The sequence below is a fragment of the Methylocystis sp. H62 genome, assembly GCF_015709515.1.
Taxonomy (GTDB): domain Bacteria; phylum Pseudomonadota; class Alphaproteobacteria; order Rhizobiales; family Beijerinckiaceae; genus Methylocystis.
Genome location: NZ_JADNQZ010000054.1, coordinates 120608 through 138541 on the forward strand (window position 1 = coordinate 120608; position 17934 = coordinate 138541).

The following is a 17934-nucleotide window of genomic DNA, read 5'->3' on the forward strand; positions in this document are numbered from 1 at the left end:
TGCCCCGCGCTTTGAAGCGCTGCGGCTTACGCCGCCATCGCGTTGGCCTTTTCGATCAGCGCCTCGGCCATGCGGATCGAGGCGATGTCGATCAGGCGGCCATCGAGAGAGACGGCGCCCTTGCCTTCCTTGGCGGCCTGGCTCATCGCCTCGAGAATGCGGCGCGCCTTCGTGACCTCGGCGTCGGATGGCGTGAAGACCTGATTGGCGAGTTCGATCTGCGAGGGATGGATCGCCCACTTGCCCTCATAACCGAGCACCGCGGCGCGCTTGGCGGCGGCGATATAACCGTCCGGATCGCCGAAGTCGCCGAAGGGGCCGTCGATCGGACGCAGGCCGTAGGCGCGGCAGGCGACCATCATGCGCGTCTGCGCCGCATGCCACTGATCGGCCCAGTAATATTCGCGATTGCCGCTCTCGTCTTTGTCGGTGAGAACGCCGTAGTCCGGATTGACGCCGCCGATGACGGTGGTGCGGGCGCGGGTCGACGCCGCATAGTCGGCGACGCCGAAGGACATGGCCTCAAGGCGCTTTGACGACTGCGCGATGGCTTCGACATTGGCCATGCCGAGCGCGGTCTCGATCAGGATTTCGATGCCGATCTTCTTGGTGCGCTTCTTGTACTGCTCGATCTGCGTGATCATCATGTCGATCGCGTAGACGTCGGCCGGAACCCCGACCTTCGGGATCAGCACGATGTCGAGGCGCGGGCAGTTCTCGAGAACGTCAACGACGTCGCGATAGCAGTATTGCGTATCGAGACCGTTGATGCGCAGCGTCATCACCTTCTTGCCCCAGTCGATGTCGTTGAGGCCTTGGATGATGTTCTTGCGCGCCTGTTCCTTGTCGTCGGGCGCGACGGCGTCTTCGAGATCCAAGAAGATCTGATCGGCCTTTGACTGCGCGGCCTTTTCGAACATGCCCGGCGCGGAGCCCGGCACGGCGAGTTCCGAGCGATGCAGACGCGGCGTGGCCTGCTCGATTAACGTGAAGCTCATATTTTTCCCCTTCCTGTTGAAATTAGCCTGTGGCGCCGAGACCGGCGGCGACGCAGCTGATCGAGAGCAGCAGAGGCACTTTGACAGCCTCTTTCTCCGCTTCGTCCTTTGCCTCGCGGAACCGGCGAAGCAGCGCCACCTGCTCGCGATTGACCTCGTTGATGGTCTGCAGGCGATGCGAAAGCCTCGCCTGATATTCCTTGAAGCGCTCCGCCAGTTCGACGCCGCCGGTGACGCGCAAGGCCATCTCGCGCGTCAATGCAAATTCCTCTTCGATCGCCTTGAAGATTTTAGTTCGCACGGCTTCGTCAGCGACAAGCCCCGCATATTGTTTGGCGATCGAGAGATCGACGAGCGCGAGCGTCTTTTCGACCTCATCGATAATGAGCCGGAACATGCGCGAATCTTCGAACATCCGGCGCAACAGCTCGAAACCGCGGTCGCCGCGCACGTCAACGAAATTCTTCAGACCGGATCCGACGCCGTACCAGCCGGTGATCGAATGGCGGTTCTGCGCCCAGGCGAAGACCCAGGGAATCGCGCGTAAGTCCGCCAGGCTTTTGGCGCCGAAGCGCCGCGCCGGACGGGACCCGATGTTGAGCAGCGAAATCTCTTCAAGCGGGCTTGCAGCCTGAAAGTAAGCCACAAGGTCGGGATCGCCGATGAATTTGGCGTATGCGGCGAAAGAGGCGCCGGAAATCTCCTCGAGAGCCTCGTCGAACTCCGCGTGCGGCGCCAGCGCTTCCTCGCGTTCGGACTTCAGCGCATGCTGGAACACGGAGGACGCCAACAGCTCCATCTGATAGGCCGCCGTCCCGCGATTGGCGTATTTGAACGAGACGACCTCGCCCTGTTCGGTGACGCGAAAACGGCCGCGGATAGAGCCCGCCGGCTGCGCCGCGATGGCATGGCCGGTCGGCGCGCCGCCGCGCGACACCGAGCCGCCGCGTCCATGGAAGAAGGCGATGGAGACTCCCTGCTCGCGTCCGACCTCAGTGAGGCGGGCCTGCGCCTTGAACAGCTCCCAATTCGACGACAGAAAGCCGCCGTCCTTGTTGGAGTCGGAATAGCCGATCATCACCTCTTGCAGATTGCCCTGCCAGCGCGTCGAGCGGCGCACCACCGGAACCTGCAAAAGGTCGCGCATGATCGCTGGCGCGGCGCGCAGATCGCCGATCGTCTCGAAGAGCGGCACGATCGGCAGCGTGAGGATCTCGACGCCGGGTTCGTCGAGAAATAGCCCCGCCTCCTTGGCGAGCAGATAGACGCCGAGGACGTCGACCGCCGAACGCGTCATCGACAAAATGAATCCGCCAAAGGCTTCGCGGTCGAGCTGCGTGCGCATCTCGGCGACGACCTCGAACATTTCGATGACATCGCGCGTATCGGCGGAAAGCGTGTCGCGCGAAAGAGGCGTCGTCCGCGGCTTTGCAAGCTCGGCGATCAGCCATTCGCGCCATTCGGGCGCGTCGAGGTCAGGCGGCGTCTCGCCGCCCGTCTTCAGGCGCCACAGCTCCTCGAGCGCCTGCGTCGTGCGCGTCGTGTTCTGGCGAATGTCGAGGCGCACCGTGCTGAAGCGGAACGTTTCGACCGCGCGGCGCAGCGGACGCACGAGATCCGTCGCGAGCGCGTCGCTCTTGGCTTCATTGAGCGCCTTTTCGAGCGCCAGCAGGTCGGCGATGAGTTCGTCCGCGCTTGCATAGCGCGGGCCTGTCGCCGGCTCGCCGTTCACGGCGCGCAGCGTCTGATCGAGTTTCCGCAGGATAGCGCCGACGAACTGCCGGTAGGGTTCATTCTGATTGCGCGCTTCGATCGCTGCGCCGTCCGGCAGCGCGGCGAGGCGTTCAGCCAACTCGTCCCGGAAAGACTGAGGGATATCGGCGGCGCGCTGGCTGATCGACAGCATGCGCGCGAGATCGACGAAGCGGGTACGGTAATAATTCAAGCTCGCCGCAGCGTTTTCGCGCATGGTGCGGCGGGTGACGTCATTCGTCACGAAAGGATTGCCGTCGCGGTCGCCGCCGATCCAGGAACCGAACTGGAAGAAAGGCGCGACCTCGAATGTCTCGTTGGGATAGTGGCGTCGCAGCGCGCGTTCGCAGGATGACAGAAGCTCCGGCGCAAGATCGAAAATGCTCTCGTGGAAGAAGTGCTGACCCCAAGCGACTTCCTGGTCGACCGTGGGCTTTTCGAGATGCAATTCGCCGGTAAGCCAGAGAAGCTCGATCTGATCATAGATCGACTTCACCAGCGCTTCGCGCTCGCGGTCCGTCCAGCGGGTCGATTCGAGTTCGCGCATCAGCAGATAGATGCGGCGATACTTTTCGAGGATCGAAACGCGCTTCGCCTCCGTCGGATGGGCGGTGATCACGGGCCGGATGCGCAGCGTGTGCAATTGCGCGCGTATTTCGTCGGGGGCGACGCCCGAGGCCGCGGCGCTCGACAAGACGTAATCGAACGTGCCGAGCAGCTTGTCGTGGCCCTTTTCGCGCTCGATTCGGCGGCGACGGCGCATCGCGTACGCCTGCTCTGCGATGGAGACGAGCTGAAATAGGATGCCCTGCGCCTGAAGCGCGCGCGCCATCTGGCGCGGCTCCAGACCGGCGCCCGCCTTTGAGTCGCGCACGACGGCCTCGATCTCCGGCGTGTGACGGCGAATCACGGTGAGCAATTGCTCGCGCAGGAAGTCGGAAGCTTCGGTGACCGAACGAGTCGCGTAAGCAGACGGCAGGCCGGTCGAAGACAGGCTCTTGAATGTCTGGGTCTCGGCGGTCATCAAAACTCCTTAGGCGCTCACGACGCCGCGCAGGATGAACGGCTTCGCGGGGAATACAGACCGGCGGCGGCGCACGACGGCGCCGACGCCGACGCTGCATTTCTCAGGCGCTCTGCAATACCTTGGCGACGGTCGATCCGAATTCCGCCGGGCTCGGCGCGACCGTGAGCCCGTAAGACTTCATGATCTCGGTTTTTTCCGCGGCGCTGTCGCCCGTCGCCGAAATGATGGCGCCGGCGTGGCCCATGCGGCGGCCCTTGGGCGCCGTGAGGCCGGCGACAAAGCCGATCACCGGCTTGGAGAAATTCTCCTTGATCCAGGCGGAGGCTTCGGCCTCCTGCGGACCGCCAATTTCGCCGATGATCAGCACGGCCTCGGTCTCCGGGTCCTTGTCGAACAGCACCAGATGATCGAGGAACGACGAGCCGTTGATCGGATCGCCGCCGATGCCGACGGATGTCGATATGCCGATGCCAAGCGCCTTCAGCTGCGACGCCGCTTCATAGCCGAGCGTGCCGGAGCGCGAGATCAGTCCCACCGCGCCCTGCTTGTAGATATGGCCCGGCATGATGCCGAGCATCGCCTTGCCCGGCGAAATAATGCCGGCGCAATTCGGGCCGACCAGCATCGGCCGGCGATCCTTGGGAAAGCGCAGGAAGTAGCGCTTCACGCGCATCATGTCCTGCGCCGGAATGCCGTCGGTGATCGAGCAGATCAGGCGGACGCCGGCGTCGGCGGCCTCCATGATCGCGTCGGCGCAAAAGGCCGGCGCGACGAAGGTGATCGACGCCTGCGCGCCGGTTTCGCGCACCGCTTCGCGCACGGTGTTGAACACCGGCACGCCGTGGTGAGTCTTGCCGCCCTTTCCGGGCGTGACGCCGGCGACGACATTGCTGCCGTAGTCGATCATCTCCTTGGTGTGGAAACTGCCCTTGTCGCCGGTGATGCCCTGGACCAGGATCGGCGTCTTTTCGTCAATGAGAATGCTCATGTGTCGTTCTCCGGCGCTTACTTGGCGCCCTGATAGGCGGCGACAGCCTTCTCGGCGGCTTCGGCCAGCGTGTCGGCCTGGATGATCGGAATGCCGCTTTCGGCGATGATCTTTTTGCCCGCTTCGACATTGGTGCCGGCGAGACGCACGACGAGCGGCACGCCCTCGATTTTTTCGGCGCGGACCGCGTCAACGACGCCCTGCGCGACCCAGTCGCAACGATTGATGCCGGCGAAAATGTTGACGAGCACGACCTTCACGCGTCGATCCGACAGAACGAGACGGAACGCGGTCGCGACGCGCTCGGGCGAAGCGCCGCCGCCGACGTCGAGGAAGTTGGCCGGATTGCCGCCGGCGTGCTTGATCATGTCCATCGTCGCCATGGCGAGTCCGGCGCCATTGACGATGCAGCCGATCTCGCCGTCGAGGCCGATGTAATTGAGGCTGTGCTCCGACGCCTGCGCCTCGCGCGGGTCGCTCTGCGAGGGATCGTTCATGTCGACGATGTTGCGGCGGCGGAACAGCGCATTGTCGTCGAAGGACATCTTCGCGTCGAGCGCCAGCACCTTATCGTCCTTGGTGACGACGAGCGGATTGATCTCCAGCATGGTCGCGTCATTGTCGCGGAAGGCGCGATAGGCGCCCATGATCGTCTTCACGGCGCGCGAGACCTGCTTGATATTGAGGCCGAGCTGAAAGGCGAGTTCGCGCGCCTGAAACGGCTGCAGGCCGACGGCGGGCTCGACGATGACCTGGAGCAGTTCGTCAGGGGTGTTCTTGGCGATCTCTTCGATATCCATGCCGCCGTGCTTCGAAGCGATGACGCGCACGCGCTCCAATTTGCGGTCGAGAACATAGCCAAGATAAATCTCGCGCTCGAAAGGATCGGCGACTTCGACATAGACGCGCTGCACCGGCTTGCCTTCCGGCCCGGTCTGCGACGTGACGAGCCGTTTGCCGAGCAGATCGCGCGCCGCCTGCTGCACTTCATGATAGGTGCGGCAGAGCTTGACGCCGCCCGCCTTGCCGCGCGCGCCGGCATGAATCTGCGCCTTGACGACCCAATGCGAGCCGCCAAGCTCCGTCGCGGCGTAGACCGCCTGATCCGGGCTGAAAGCGACGGTGCCGGGCGGAACTTCGACGCCGTGGCTCGCCAGTATTTCCTTGGCCTGATACTCGTGGACGTCCATTTCAGTCCTCTCTTCGCAATTCAACGCGGCTTCAGCCGCCTATTTTGGTTTTGACCGTCTCATAGACCGCTTCCGTTTCGGCCGCGGCCTTGGCGAGCAGCGCATTGACGTCGGCAAGCTGCTGCTCGGCGAAGCCGCGATCCTTGATCGCCTTGGCGTTGATGAAGACATTGAGCGCGCAGCTGCGCAGTCCGGCATTGGCGGCAAGCACCGCGACTCCGGCGTCGCTGATGACGTTGAGGTTGCCCTTGTCGGCGGCCTCTTTCGACAGGCTGATGACCTCATAACAGATTTTGCACGTCTTCAGCGGCGCCAGCGTCGCTTCTTTCAGCGCCGACTGAATCGTCTCCGAGCGCTTCGCCTTCTCCTCATCGGTGCCGCGCGGCAGGCCATAGGCGGCCATCAGCGTGTTGAAGGCGACAACGTCTTCATCGACGCCCGCAGTCAGCTCGGCGCGCAGCTTTTCAGCCTTGGCGAGGGTCTGCTGCAGATCGGCGGAAACGGCTTCGTAATTCTTTTTGCCGATGGTGAGATTGCACACCATCGAAACCAGCGCCGCGCCCATGGCGCCCGAAAGCGCCGCCGCGCCGCCGCCGCCGGGAGTCGGCGCATCGCTGGCGAGTTCGTCGAGGAATTTTCCAATCGTATCGGTCTTGGCGCTCATATCTTTCCTCGCTCAGGCGAGCTCTTTGGCTTGCGCATAAATGTTTTCGCAGTCGAACACCTGATCGGCGGCGTCAAACAGCTTGCCGACGCATTCGCGATGCAATTTCAGCTTGAGTCCGCCCAGTCCCAGCGCGCCGATGACGATCTTGCCGTGGCGCTCTTTGGCCTTGTCGGTCGCCTCGACCCCGCCGACGCCGAGCGGCGGCTGCGCGTTGCAGTCGGCGATGAGCTCGATCGTCGGATCGTTCTGCCAATCCGTCTCGTCGAGCAGCGGAACGCCGATGGCGCCTGCCGCGAAGACGATCTGAGCGCCTTTGACGGCCTGAGCGCGCGCCGCATTGTCCGCGGCTTCGATCGCCGCGGGCATGAAGCCGAAGCGCTCCTGAATGGCTTTGGCGGCCGCCTCGGCGCGCGCCTTCTGACGCGAGGTAATTGTCACTTCGGCGCCTTCGATGTTGAGCATCGCCGCGGCGCGCATGCCGACCGGGCCGGTGCCGGCGAGAACGACGGCCTTCTTGCCCTTGAGCGAACTTGCCTTGGCGAGCAGCGCGACGCCGGCGGCGGCGGTCGTGTTCGATCCGTTCGAATCGAGCATCGCCGACACGCGGAAATTCGAGAAGAAACGCTTCTTCACCGCTTTGAACACGGCTTCGCCGGCCGCCATGTCGCCGCCGCCGACGAAGATCGCCGTATATTGCTTCTCTTTCGGACCGCGCGTGTAGATGCAGCCGTCGACCAGCGCCCCGACGCTCGCGGGCGTCACGCCGCCATAGCCGATGATGCGGTCGGCGCCGCCGTCATAGCCGACCACCGTGTCGAAAACGCTCGGAACCGGATCGGTGTCAAAAAGGAAAAGCAGCTTCTTGGTCATAGGAACTCGAACCTTTCACTGACCCCCTCCCCAACCCTCCCCCGCGCTTCGCGCAGAAGAGGGAGCAGACTCGGCCATCGACGCGCATTCGCGCAACCTCGGGCGTTGGTCCCCTCTCCCGCTTGCGGGGGAGGGTGGCGCGAAGCGCCGGGAGGGGGCGTAAGACTCACCCCGTCACGACGTTGCGCGGGCTGCCGGCGACAAAGGCGTCGATGTTGTCAACAAGCTGGTCGGCGAGCACCTGCATCGCTTCTTTCGAGGCCCAGGCCACATGTGGCGTGATGATGAGATTGGGAATCGTCGGATCGAGCAGAATGTTGCCGTTCTTGGGCGGCTCGACGGTCAGCACGTCGAAGCCGGCGCCGCCAATGACGCCCTTGCGCAGCGCGTCGGCCAGCGCCGCTTCGTCGACGATGCCGCCGCGCGCCGTATTGATGATGCAGGCGCTCTTCTTCATCGACGCAAGCTCCTTCGCGCCGATCATGTTCTTGGTCTCCGGGGTGAGCGGCAGGTTAAGCGTGATGACGTCCGCCTCGCGCAGGATCGTCGGGATGTCGACCTTGTTCGGCACGTCCGTGACGTCGTTGATCAGCACTTTCATGCCGAGCGCGACGGCCCGCTTTTCGATTTCCCTGCCGAGCGCGCCATAGCCGATAATGCCAAGCGTAGAGCCGGCGATGTCATAGATCGGATAGTCGAAGTAGCAGAACTGATTGGCTTCGCCCCAGCGCCCCTGCCGAACAGAATTATAATAGTTCACCAAATTGCGCCGCAGCGCGAACAGCAGCGCGAACACATGCTCGGGCAGCGTATTGAATGCGTAGTTGCGAATGTTGGAGACGACGATCCCGTTGCCGCTCGTATAGGCCTTGTCGATGACGTCCGTGCCGGTCGCGGCGACGGCGATGAGCTTGAGGCCCGGAAGCTGCTTCAACGTCGCTTCGCGCAGCGGCACCTTATTGGTGATGCAGATCGTCGCGCCCTTCAGGCGTTCAACGATCTGGTCGGGCGCCGTCTGGGCGTATTCCGTGTATTCGTGAGGAAAATTCGGCTTGCGCACATTGGCGTCGAGCGTTTCCCGATCGAGAAAGACGATTTTGTGCGACATGTCCTGGTATCCCCCTCTTTCTCAATTCTTTTTTTGGCAGTCGTGCATCGGGCTCCGGCGGTCGGAAGGCTCCGACCGCCGGTCGCCGATTACATCTTAAGCAGCGGATTGGCGCGATAGACCGCCTGCGCGGCCGCAGCGCCTGAACCCGGAGTCACGGGGATACCGACGTCACACATGGCCATCTCCGCGCCGCCAATGGCGCCGAGCAGCATCAGCTCGTTGAGGTCGCCGAGATGGCCGATGCGGAACACCTTGCCCGCGACTTCGGACAGACCGGCGCCGAGCGCGAGATTGTAGCGCTTGTAGGCGATCTCGATCACCTTGGCGGCGTCAAAGCCCTCCGGCACGACGATTGCCGTGACGGTGTCAGAGTTCCACTTCGGCTCCTTGGCGCAGCACTTGAGGCCCCATGCGGAAACAGCCGCGCGGACGCCCTCGGCGAGATGATGGTGCCGCTTGTAGACCTGATCGAGGCCCTCTTCGAACAGGACCGAGAGCGATTCCTTCAGGCCATAGAGCAGCGGCACGGAGGGCGTATAAGGGAAATAGCCGTTCGCGTTCTGGGCGATCATGTCCTGGAACTCGAAATAGGCGCGGCGCCCCTTGTTGCTCTTGCCGGCGGCGATCGCCTTCGGGCTCGCCGCCATCAGCAGCAGGCCGGCCGGCAGCATGAAGCCCTTCTGCGAGCCCGACACGATCACGTCGACGCCCCACTCGTCCATTTTGAACTCGAGCGACGCGACCGAGGACACGCCGTCGACGAAGAGCAGCGCCGGGTGCTTGGCGTTGTCCATCGCGCGGCGCACCGCGGCGATGTCGGAGGTGACGCCCGTCGCCGTTTCGTTATGCGTGGCGAGAACCGCCTTGATTTCGTGATTCTTGTCGGCCTTCAGCGTCTCTTCGATCAGCTCCGGATCATTGCCCGTGCCCCATTCGCGCTCCTGCACGACGACTTCCAGGCCCTGACGCTTACAAAGATCAATCCACAGATGGGAGAACTGGCCGAAGCGCTGCGCCAGAACCTTGTCGCCGGGCGACAGCGTGTTGGTGATCGCGGCTTCCCAGCCGCCGGTGCCGGACGCCGGGAAAATGAACGCATGGCCCTTGTCGGTGCCGAAGATCTTCTTCAGGCCGGGGAAGAGCGGCTTGACGAGATCGGGGAACGTCGGCGAGCGATGATCTTCGGACGCGACCGACATGGCGCGCACGATGCGGTCGGGCAGATTGGTCGGGCCCGGCACAAACAGGAAGTTCTTGCCGGGAATTCTGGAATTCAACATTTCTCAAGCTCCTTTCGAGCGGCGGGTTTCAATATGGCGCGGCGGCGACGATGCCGAGAACGCGCTAGAACAGGCCGGCGATGCGGCCGGAGTCGTCAACGTAGATGTTGTTGGCGGCTGGGACCTTCGGCAGTCCCGGCATCGTCATGATGTCGCCGCACACCACCACGATGAACTCGGCGCCTGCGGAGAGACGCAATTCGCGGATCGGGATCGTGAAGGCCGAGGGCGCGCCTTTGGCGTTCGCATCCGTCGAGAAGCTGTATTGCGTCTTGGCGATGCAGACCGGGAAGTTGCCGAAGCCTTCCTTCTCCAGTTCGGCAAAGCGCGCCTTGATGCTCGAATCATAGGAGATATCAGCGGCGCCATAGAGCTCCTTGGCGATCGTGCGCACCTTCTCGGCAAGCGGCATGTCGTCCGGATAGAGCGGCTTGAACTTCGAGGGCTGCGTCTCGATGGTGTTGACGACCGCCCTGGCGAGATCCGCCGCGCCGGCGCCGCCGGAGCCCCAATTGTCGGCGACGACGCATTCGACGCCTTCCGCCTTGCAGAGCTTGTCGAGCGCCGCCATTTCGGCCGCGGTGTCGGCCGAGAACTTATTGATCGAGACAAGCACCGGCACGCCGAATTTGCGGACATTGCCGATATGGCGCTTCAGATTCTCGAAGCCCTTCTCGACAGCGGCGACATTCTCGGCCTTCAGATCGTCCTTGGCGACGCCGCCATGCATCTTGAGCGCGCGGATCGTCGCGACGATCACCGTGATGTCGGGCGTGAGGCCCGCCTTGCGGCACTTGATGTCGAAGAACTTCTCCGCGCCGAGATCCGCGCCGAAGCCCGCCTCCGTCACGACGTAGTCGGCGAGCTTCAGGCCGGCTTTCGTCGCGATCACCGAATTGCAGCCATGCGCGATATTGGCGAAAGGCCCGCCGTGGATGATCGCCGGGTTGTTCTCCAACGTCTGCACGAGATTGGGCGCGATCGCGTCCTTAAGCAGCGCGGCCATGGAGCCCGCCGCCTTCACTTCCGAGGCGCGCACGCTCTTTTTCTCACGGGTCTGGCCGACGATGATGTCGCCGAGCCGCCGCTGCAGATCGGCGAAGTCCGAAGCGAGGCAAAAGATCGCCATCACTTCCGACGCGACGGTGATGTCGAATCCGTCCTCGCGGGCGAAGCCGTTCGTGACGCCGCCGAGAGACGAGACGATCGAGCGCAACGCGCGGTCGTTCATATCGACGACGCGCCGCCATGCGACGCGGCGCGAGTCGATCTTGGGCTCGCCGCCCCAATAAATATGATTGTCGATCAGCGCCGCGAGCAGATTGTTCGCCGCGCCGATGGCGTGGAAGTCGCCGGTGAAGTGGAGGTTGATGTCCTCCATCGGCACGACCTGCGCATAGCCGCCGCCGGCGGCGCCGCCCTTGACGCCGAAACAGGGACCGAGCGAAGGCTCGCGCAGACAGCACAGCGCCTTTTTGCCGATGTGATTGAGGCCGTCCGTGAGGCCGACGGTCGTCGTCGTCTTGCCTTCGCCGGCGGGCGTGGGCGTGATGGCCGTGACCAGGATCAGCTTGCCGTCGGCCTGGCTGTCGAGCGAGGAGATGTAGTCGAGGGAGATCTTGCCCTTGTAGTGGCCATACGGCTGCACATGTTCGGCCGGGATGCCGAGCTTGTCGCGCGCGACGTCGATAATCGGCCGCATCTTGGCGGCCTGCGAAATCTCGATGTCGGACTTCGGCGCAAGATGCTGATTGTCCTTTCCGCTCGCGCCCGGCGCGGCGGCTGACCGTTCTGACATGCAGTCCACTCCCTATCAGGCCTGCGTCGCACAAGCCCAGAATTCGTTTTTTTCGGTCGTCGAGAACCGAGCGTCGGCGCCGCCGATCCCGCTCCCGGCCGACCGGGCTGAAATCCTGCCGATGCAGGCTGCAGCCTTTTTTGCGACCGTAGTTTTATCCAATTCGCGCATCAAGGCCCGCGGTTCGCCGCAACGAGCCGACGCGCGCATGAATCCGCTTACTGAAAATTCATTGGCGGACACCTCGTATGACGGGAATCAAAATTGATCGTCAAGCCGGCAGAGCCGTGAGCGGCGTGACGACGTCACCGGCGCCGCGACGCGGCTCCCGCTCGCGCGACACACGCGCGAGGCGAATCGCTTATTCGACAAGCCGGGCCGACCGCCTATCCTTCACCTACCCAACAGAACAGGAAGAGGCAGGCTGCACGCACATCGATCAATGCGCGCATTTGCTACAAGAATTGTGACGTTTCCTACACGGCCGAAAAGCTGATGCGACGGGTCTGGACAGGCTTGCCGCTTGCGCCGGGAAGAAACCGAGCCCCATCCTTACCTATCCGAAGAAACCGCAAGCCAGCGGGCGCAGCATGCGTTGCGACGTCCCTCGAAAAAAATTTGTCGCAGTCAGCGTCGCAGCCTTGACTCTATCGGGCGATCGCGAGGCTCGATAGTCTTTAGACGCCTAATCGGGCTGAAAATCGAGCGCGACGCCATTGATGCAATAGCGCAGGCCGGTCGGCGGCGGGCCATCGTTGAAGACATGCCCGAGATGGGAGCCGCAGCGGCTGCAATGCACTTCCGTGCGCGCCATGCCATAGCTGCGATCGACCGTCGAGCCGAGCGCGCCGGGAAGCGGATCGAAGAAACTCGGCCAGCCGGTGCCGCTTTCGAACTTCTCGCCCGAGCGAAACAACGGCTGGCCGCAGCCGGCGCAATTGAATGCGCCGCGACGCTTTTCATGATTGAGCGCGCAGCTTCCCGGGCGTTCGGTGCCATGCCCGCGCATGACGTCATATTGCTCGGGAGTGAGAAGCGCGCGCCATTCGGCGTCGGTGCGGGTTACGGGGAAGATCTCGTCGGCCATCGCCAGCGCCTTGTCTGAGATTCTTGGGCTGGGTCCTATCTTGTATCGCCCGCCGCCTTTCGCCAGAGGGGCGTGGCGGGATAGAGTGACGATCTTTCAGTGGGAAAGACGATTCGAGAATGAGCGACAAGAAATTCGACGCCGTGGTGATCGGCTCGGGACTGGGCGGATTGACGGCGGGCGCGATGCTTGCGCATGACGGCTACAGCGTCTGTCTGCTCGAACGTAATTTCAGCCTCGGTGGCGCGGCGTCGGTTTACAAGGTCGGTCCGCTGACTGTCGAAGCCTCGCTTCATCAGACCTCCGACGCGCGCAACCCCCGCGACGTGAAGCACGATATTCTCCGCCGCCTGGGGATTCTCGATGAAATCGAATGGCTGCCCACCGGCGCGCTCTATACGGTGCGCGGCGGGCCGGTTGGCGAGGCCTTCGAACTGCCTTTCGGCTTTGCCCCCGCCTATGAGGCGCTCGCCGCCCGTTTCCCCGACAAGCGCGCCGCCATCCAAAGATTTCTCGGCGAAGTCGAGCAGATTCACGACGCGCTGTGGACCTTGAAACAGGCCCGCGAGGAAAGCTCCTTCGCCAAATTGGCGCGCGGACTTTGGGAAGTCGCGCCGGCCGCGGCCGGCTGGCAGAATTCATTGCACGAGATCATGGAGCGCGATTTCGCCGGCTGCGAGGCCCTGAAATGCGCGCTGGGCGCCAATCTCGCCTATTACGGCGACGACCCGCGCCGGCTGTGGTGGATTTTCTACGCGCTCGCTCAGGGCGGCTATATCGCGTCCGGCGGCGCCTATATCAAAGGCGGCTCGCGACAGTTGAGCCTCAAGCTCGCCAAGTGCATCACCAAGACCGGCGGTGTGGTGCGCATGGGCCGGCAGGTCAGCGCCATCGAGACCGATGCGGGCGGCAATGTGATCGCCATACGCCATGTCGCGCGGCGCGCCGGCGACAGCGAGGAACGCATAGAAGCGCGGGTGGCGATGGCGAATTGCGCGCCTTCGGAGGCGGCGGCGATGATGGACGCGCCGGCGCGCGCGAAAATGGAGGAGACCTTCGGGTCCCGCCGGCTTTCAACATCGCTGTTTGCGGCCAATTTCGGCTTGAGCGCGAAACCGTCCACAGTCGGGTTGACGGATTTCACGACCGTCGTGATGCCGCAAAATATGCGGCGCTTCGATCAATATGGCGATGGCGCCGGCGCGATGGCGGAAGATCCCAAGGGGGAACTGCCCCTGCATACGATCGCCAATTTCACCGCAGTCGACTCAGGTCTTTGGGACGAGCCGCCAATCCTCGTCAGCGTGCTGGGCCTCGATCGCCTCGACAATTGGCGCGATCTGCCGCGCGAAGAAGCGATCGCCCGGCGCGAGCGCTGGCTCGACGCCATCCAGGCGTCTCTCGACCGCGACTATCCCGGCTTTTCCGGCCTGGTCACGACGCGCATGCTGCTCAACGCCTATTCGATGGCGAGCTATCTCAACACGCCGGAGGGCGCGGTGTACGGCTTTGCGGCGCTGCCCGCCGAAGCGCCGATCTTGATGGGATTTCCGCGCACGCCGCACACGCCGATCGCCGGACTCTATCTCGCCTCGGCTTTTGGCGGCGAGCATGGCTTCAACGGCGCGATGTTGTCGGGCGCCGAGGCCGCGCGGCTCGCCGAAAGGCGGCTCGCCGTCGCGACCTGATGCTGTGTAAGGCGCGGATTGAGGGGGCGCGGCCTCGTTGCGCCGCGCGTTGTTAGCGCTTGCGCTTTTTGCCGCCCGCCGACGCGAGGCCGAGTTCGGCTTTGCAGGCGGCGCTGATCGATCCCGCATTGGCTCTCAGGCATCGCTCGATGGCGACGGCGTCCGGAATATACGCCTCGCAGACGCGATTCGCGTCGCCTTCACAAGCCTCGCGCTGTTCGGGCGTGCCCTGAGCGTAAGCCGGCGCGAGCGCAAAAAGAGCCAGAATAGCCGATAGCCTCAGAATGATGCGCATTCAGATTGTCCTTCCTGTTGTCCGCGCTTCGAGGCGTACCGCAGGCGCGCCACTCGCCAGGCGCGCTTCCTCGAGCGACAATGGGGACGTTGATTGCATCGCGCCCGCCGGGAATCAAGTCGCATTTATCCTTCGAGGACGGACTCCTTCTCCGGCTCCGCGGAACGAACGTGCTGCGGCGCCGTCTCTTGGGGCAGCCGATGGCGCGGCAAATAAAGACTATTCGCAATCATCGTGGGCACGATCGCCGTCGCGATGATCGCGGCGACGAGCGTCGAATATTGGTTTTCGTCGATGATATTGTTCGACAGGCCGAAAAGCGCCGAAATCGTGCCGAATGTGAGGCCGGAGGCCATCAGCAGCGTCGTGTACATCGCGTCCTTGTGCGGCGACCCGAATCGGCGCGCCACGGGATAGACGCTGACGACCTTGGTCGCCATCTCGACGGCAAGAAAGGCGGCGACGCCAAGCGGCGCGGCGAGAACGGTCGGGATGGAGACAAAATATCCGGCTCGGATGAAATAGAAGGGCGTCAGCAGGCCGATGGTCACCGCCCGAATCTTGCGAATGAGCGCATGGTCGCGCCCGACGGAGCCTGCGAGCGCCATGCCGATCAGATAGGCGGGCAAGACGCCTTCGCTTCCGGCCCAGGTCGCGAGCGCGCCAAGCGCCATCAGCGCGAAGAACAGGAATTTCGTCTCGAATTCCGAAGGACGTCCGCCGAACTTCGTAAAGATCACAGGCGTCGCCCGCGGCAATCCGACAAACGCCGCGCCGACCGCTGCGACGAAAACGGCGGTCTTCCAGGTGAACGGCGCGAAGACGAGGCCAAGCGTCACGACCGTGCCGAGATCGGTGATGAAACAGGCGGCGAGAATGGTCTTGCCGAAATCGGTGCGGTTGAAGCCATATTCCATCATCACCGTATAAACGACGGCGACGGAGGTGGCGGCGAGCGCGATGCCGGCAAGCAGCGCCGGCGAACTCTCCCAACCCAGCAGATAACAGGCGACCGCCCAGCAGCCGATGGCGGGCGCGAGGAAGCTCGCAGCGCCGACCGACGCAGCCTCCTTCCACTTCAGCTTAAAAACGTCGGGATCAAGTTCGGCGCCTGCGAGAAACGTCAGCGCGATGGCGCCAAGTCCGGCGAGCGTTTTGACCCAAGGCTCCTGGGCGCTAAAAATTTCGACGCCGACCGTCGCGGCGAACAGCGTTCGCGCGCACATGCCGACGATAATTTCGGTCAGCGCGGTCGAGATGCGAAATCTCGCAGCGATCATCGCGGCGATGAGCGCGAGGCCGAGTATGAGCGCCACCTGAAACCAGATCCCCGTCATCGGGCTTCCCCTTGCAAGCGGCTGGTATGGCGCATGGCGCCCGCCATTGACAAGCCTGCGGCGTTATTCGCGCACATGCGCTTCGTGACAAATGCGCGTTTTTGAGCCATGACTCGCACGCGCATAATGAGAAAACGGATGAACCTGCGCTCTTCAGGCGACCTGCGATCGGCTTGGCGCTCCGCGCTCACGGCTGGAACGTAACGGTGGTCACACAGGCGCGAATGACAGGCTGGCGATTCCTGCTGCTCAACGTCGCGGCGGGCGCGGCGAACGTCGTCATGTTGTCGAATGTGCCGGGCTACACGGTGCTCGCGCCCTACGCCGCCGGAAGCCTCGAGGGCGTCACGCCGAGCTACGGCACCTGGGCGACGACCGACCATATGGTTGGGATCGCACTCGGCCTTCCGTTATCGCGGTGGCTCTCGGGACGACTTGGCGCCTATCGCGTGCTGGTCGGCGCCCTTGTGGCCTACGCCGCCGTTTCCCTGATGTGCGCGGCGAGCGAGACGATCTGGTTCTTCGCGCCGATGCGCTTTCTGCTCGGCCTGATTGGCGGCGTCGCCCTTCCGCTCGCGCAATCCGTGACGCTTGGGCAATATCGGGACGATCAGCGCACGCTTGGCGTCGGCTTTTGGGGCGTCATGAGCATGGCGCCCTTCACCATCGGCGTCTTCATGGGCGGCTTCTGGGCCGAATATTTCAACTGGCGCTGGCTATTTTATTCCAATGTCCTGGTCGCCTTACCCGCGGCAGGCGTTGTTGCTGCGCTGTTCTATGGGAGCGGCTTCGAGCGCCGCATGACGCGCTTCGACACGATCGGCTTCATTCTGCTCGCGACCGTGCTGATCGGCGTGCAGACGATTCTCAACATGGGCAATGATTTCGACTGGTTCGCCTCGCCCGTGCTCGCATGGCTGCTCCTGGTCGTTCTCCTCGCTTTGCCGATGTTCATCTTCTGGGAGTTCGGCGAGAGGCGGCCCGCCCTCGACCTGCGGCTGTTTCTGCACCGCAATTTCGCGATCGCGACATTCTGTTCGCTGATCGGCTTTCTGATCATTCAGGGCCTGCTGTCGGTGTTCATCGTGCAACTGCAGGTGCTGCTCGGCTACACGTCCTCGCTCGCCGGCATGGTCTATCTGGCCATGATCTTTCTGGCGATCGCCGCCGCCGCCGTGGTGCATGAGATCACGAGAAACGTCGACGCGCGACTCATCGTCTTCCTCAATTTCATCGGCCTCGCGGTGACATTCGTGTGGCTCGGCCACTACGACAAGAGCGCCTCTTTCGATAATGTTACGACGCCGATGTTCTTCTTCGGCTTCTCGCTCGCGATGTTCTTTGCGCCGCTCGCGACGCTCGCCATGACCGGACTCGCCGGCGAACGACTGATCCGCGCCGCGGAGGAGCTCGCGATGCTGCGCACCGTGTTCGGCGCCATGGGCATCACGCTGCTCGGCGTGCTCTTTTTCCGCCGCACGCCCTTCCATCAGCTCGACCTCGCTGATCATTTCGGCGGACGCCGCTTCGCCTCGCTCGACCTGCTCGCCTCGTTCCTGGAACGCATGCAGGCGATGGGCATGTCGCCGAACGCCGCGCGCGCCCGGGCGGCGCAGCTCATCCGCCAACAGGCCGGGATCCTGGCGCTCAACGACGCCTTTCTGTTCGGCGCGATGACGTTCATCCTGCTGGCGGGAGTCATCTGGCTCGCCTACCCCAGCTACGCATCCAAGAAGCGCAGTCAGAAGCTTACCCGGCTTACAGCCGAGGAGCTGATGGAGCAGCCGTAAGAGCCGACCTGTGGCCGGCGCAATCGAATTGCGCCTCGTCAGCTTCAACGCAACAG

15 protein-coding genes are annotated in these 17934 nt (G+C 63.5%); 3 read left to right on the top strand and 12 right to left on the bottom strand.

The features are described 5' to 3' along the window. Positions 1-26 precede the first annotated feature (26 nt). From IYY11_RS12455 to IYY11_RS12495, 9 genes are all read right to left on the bottom strand, one after another. Positions 27-998: a CoA ester lyase gene (locus IYY11_RS12455; protein WP_196404143.1), complete on the bottom strand. Its 972-nt coding sequence runs from the start codon at positions 996-998 to the stop codon at positions 27-29. A gap of 22 nt (positions 999-1020) precedes the next feature. Then, positions 1021-3774 (bottom strand): phosphoenolpyruvate carboxylase, encoded by a 2754-nt coding sequence (locus IYY11_RS12460; RefSeq protein ID WP_196404144.1) that lies wholly within the window; start codon positions 3772-3774, stop codon positions 1021-1023. Between the two features lie 103 nt (positions 3775-3877). After that, complete coding sequence (gene sucD, locus IYY11_RS12465) at positions 3878-4765, bottom strand: succinate--CoA ligase subunit alpha (RefSeq protein WP_196404145.1); 888 nt, start codon at positions 4763-4765, stop codon at positions 3878-3880. A gap of 17 nt (positions 4766-4782) precedes the next feature. Continuing rightward, positions 4783-5955: a malate--CoA ligase subunit beta gene (locus tag IYY11_RS12470; protein WP_196404146.1), complete on the bottom strand. Its 1173-nt coding sequence runs from the start codon at positions 5953-5955 to the stop codon at positions 4783-4785. Positions 5956-5986: 31 nt separating this feature from the next. Next, a complete protein-coding gene (gene fchA / locus IYY11_RS12475) occupies positions 5987-6619 on the bottom strand; it encodes a methenyltetrahydrofolate cyclohydrolase (protein ID WP_196404147.1) in 633 nt (210 codons plus the stop codon). 12 nt (positions 6620-6631) lie between these two features. Further along, a complete protein-coding gene (locus IYY11_RS12480; RefSeq protein ID WP_196404148.1) occupies positions 6632-7492 on the bottom strand; it encodes an NAD(P)-dependent methylenetetrahydromethanopterin dehydrogenase in 861 nt (286 codons plus the stop codon). Positions 7493-7658: 166 nt separating this feature from the next. Then, positions 7659-8600: a D-2-hydroxyacid dehydrogenase gene (locus IYY11_RS12485; RefSeq protein ID WP_196404149.1), complete on the bottom strand. Its 942-nt coding sequence runs from the start codon at positions 8598-8600 to the stop codon at positions 7659-7661. Between the two features lie 89 nt (positions 8601-8689). Beyond that, a complete protein-coding gene (locus IYY11_RS12490; RefSeq protein ID WP_196404150.1) occupies positions 8690-9883 on the bottom strand; it encodes an aminotransferase class V-fold PLP-dependent enzyme in 1194 nt (397 codons plus the stop codon). Between the two features lie 64 nt (positions 9884-9947). Next, positions 9948-11681 (bottom strand): formate--tetrahydrofolate ligase, encoded by a 1734-nt coding sequence (locus IYY11_RS12495; RefSeq protein ID WP_196404151.1) that lies wholly within the window; start codon positions 11679-11681, stop codon positions 9948-9950. On the opposite strand from IYY11_RS12495, the gene IYY11_RS12500 reads away from it, so the two are divergent. Continuing rightward, positions 11680-11949 (top strand): hypothetical protein, encoded by a 270-nt coding sequence (locus IYY11_RS12500; RefSeq protein ID WP_196404152.1) that lies wholly within the window; start codon positions 11680-11682, stop codon positions 11947-11949. The two genes, IYY11_RS12495 and IYY11_RS12500, sit on opposite strands and share 2 nt — an antisense overlap. A gap of 417 nt (positions 11950-12366) precedes the next feature. Here the strand turns inward: IYY11_RS12500 and msrB are convergent, their stop codons facing one another. Continuing rightward, complete coding sequence (gene msrB / locus IYY11_RS12505; protein WP_196404153.1) at positions 12367-12768, bottom strand: peptide-methionine (R)-S-oxide reductase MsrB; 402 nt, start codon at positions 12766-12768, stop codon at positions 12367-12369. Between the two features lie 119 nt (positions 12769-12887). On the opposite strand from msrB, the gene IYY11_RS12510 reads away from it, so the two are divergent. Continuing rightward, a complete protein-coding gene (locus IYY11_RS12510; RefSeq protein ID WP_196404154.1) occupies positions 12888-14456 on the top strand; it encodes an NAD(P)/FAD-dependent oxidoreductase in 1569 nt (522 codons plus the stop codon). A gap of 52 nt (positions 14457-14508) precedes the next feature. Here IYY11_RS12510 and IYY11_RS12515 read toward each other — a convergent pair whose 3' ends face one another. Then, positions 14509-14751, bottom strand: a complete 243-nt coding sequence (locus tag IYY11_RS12515; protein WP_196404155.1) for a hypothetical protein — start codon at positions 14749-14751, stop codon at positions 14509-14511. 125 nt (positions 14752-14876) lie between these two features. Beyond that, a complete protein-coding gene (locus IYY11_RS12520; RefSeq protein ID WP_196404156.1) occupies positions 14877-16088 on the bottom strand; it encodes a cation:proton antiporter in 1212 nt (403 codons plus the stop codon). A 224-nt stretch (positions 16089-16312) separates the two neighbouring features. Here IYY11_RS12520 and IYY11_RS12525 point away from each other — a divergent pair, with 224 nt between their 5' ends. Further along, complete coding sequence (locus tag IYY11_RS12525) at positions 16313-17878, top strand: MFS transporter (RefSeq protein ID WP_196404157.1); 1566 nt, start codon at positions 16313-16315, stop codon at positions 17876-17878. The last annotated feature ends 56 nt before the right edge of the window (positions 17879-17934 follow it).

What these genes read in the sequence shown, in the direction of transcription:
- IYY11_RS12455 (WP_196404143.1), bottom strand. Translation starts at nt 998, where the DNA reads ATGAGCTTCACGTTAATCGAGCAGGCCACGCCGCGTCTGCATCGCTCG.
- IYY11_RS12460 (WP_196404144.1), bottom strand. Translation starts at nt 3,774, where the DNA reads ATGACCGCCGAGACCCAGACATTCAAGAGCCTGTCTTCGACCGGCCTG.
- sucD (WP_196404145.1), bottom strand. Translation starts at nt 4,765, where the DNA reads ATGAGCATTCTCATTGACGAAAAGACGCCGATCCTGGTCCAGGGCATC.
- IYY11_RS12470 (WP_196404146.1), bottom strand. Translation starts at nt 5,955, where the DNA reads ATGGACGTCCACGAGTATCAGGCCAAGGAAATACTGGCGAGCCACGGC.
- fchA (WP_196404147.1), bottom strand. Translation starts at nt 6,619, where the DNA reads ATGAGCGCCAAGACCGATACGATTGGAAAATTCCTCGACGAACTCGCC.
- IYY11_RS12480 (WP_196404148.1), bottom strand. Translation starts at nt 7,492, where the DNA reads ATGACCAAGAAGCTGCTTTTCCTTTTTGACACCGATCCGGTTCCGAGC.
- IYY11_RS12485 (WP_196404149.1), bottom strand. Translation starts at nt 8,600, where the DNA reads ATGTCGCACAAAATCGTCTTTCTCGATCGGGAAACGCTCGACGCCAAT.
- IYY11_RS12490 (WP_196404150.1), bottom strand. Translation starts at nt 9,883, where the DNA reads ATGTTGAATTCCAGAATTCCCGGCAAGAACTTCCTGTTTGTGCCGGGC.
- IYY11_RS12500 (WP_196404152.1), top strand. Translation starts at nt 11,680, where the DNA reads ATGCAGTCCACTCCCTATCAGGCCTGCGTCGCACAAGCCCAGAATTCG.
- IYY11_RS12495 (WP_196404151.1), bottom strand. Translation starts at nt 11,681, where the DNA reads ATGTCAGAACGGTCAGCCGCCGCGCCGGGCGCGAGCGGAAAGGACAAT.
- msrB (WP_196404153.1), bottom strand. Translation starts at nt 12,768, where the DNA reads ATGGCCGACGAGATCTTCCCCGTAACCCGCACCGACGCCGAATGGCGC.
- IYY11_RS12510 (WP_196404154.1), top strand. Translation starts at nt 12,888, where the DNA reads ATGAGCGACAAGAAATTCGACGCCGTGGTGATCGGCTCGGGACTGGGC.
- IYY11_RS12515 (WP_196404155.1), bottom strand. Translation starts at nt 14,751, where the DNA reads ATGCGCATCATTCTGAGGCTATCGGCTATTCTGGCTCTTTTTGCGCTC.
- IYY11_RS12520 (WP_196404156.1), bottom strand. Translation starts at nt 16,088, where the DNA reads ATGACGGGGATCTGGTTTCAGGTGGCGCTCATACTCGGCCTCGCGCTC.
- IYY11_RS12525 (WP_196404157.1), top strand. Translation starts at nt 16,313, where the DNA reads ATGACAGGCTGGCGATTCCTGCTGCTCAACGTCGCGGCGGGCGCGGCG.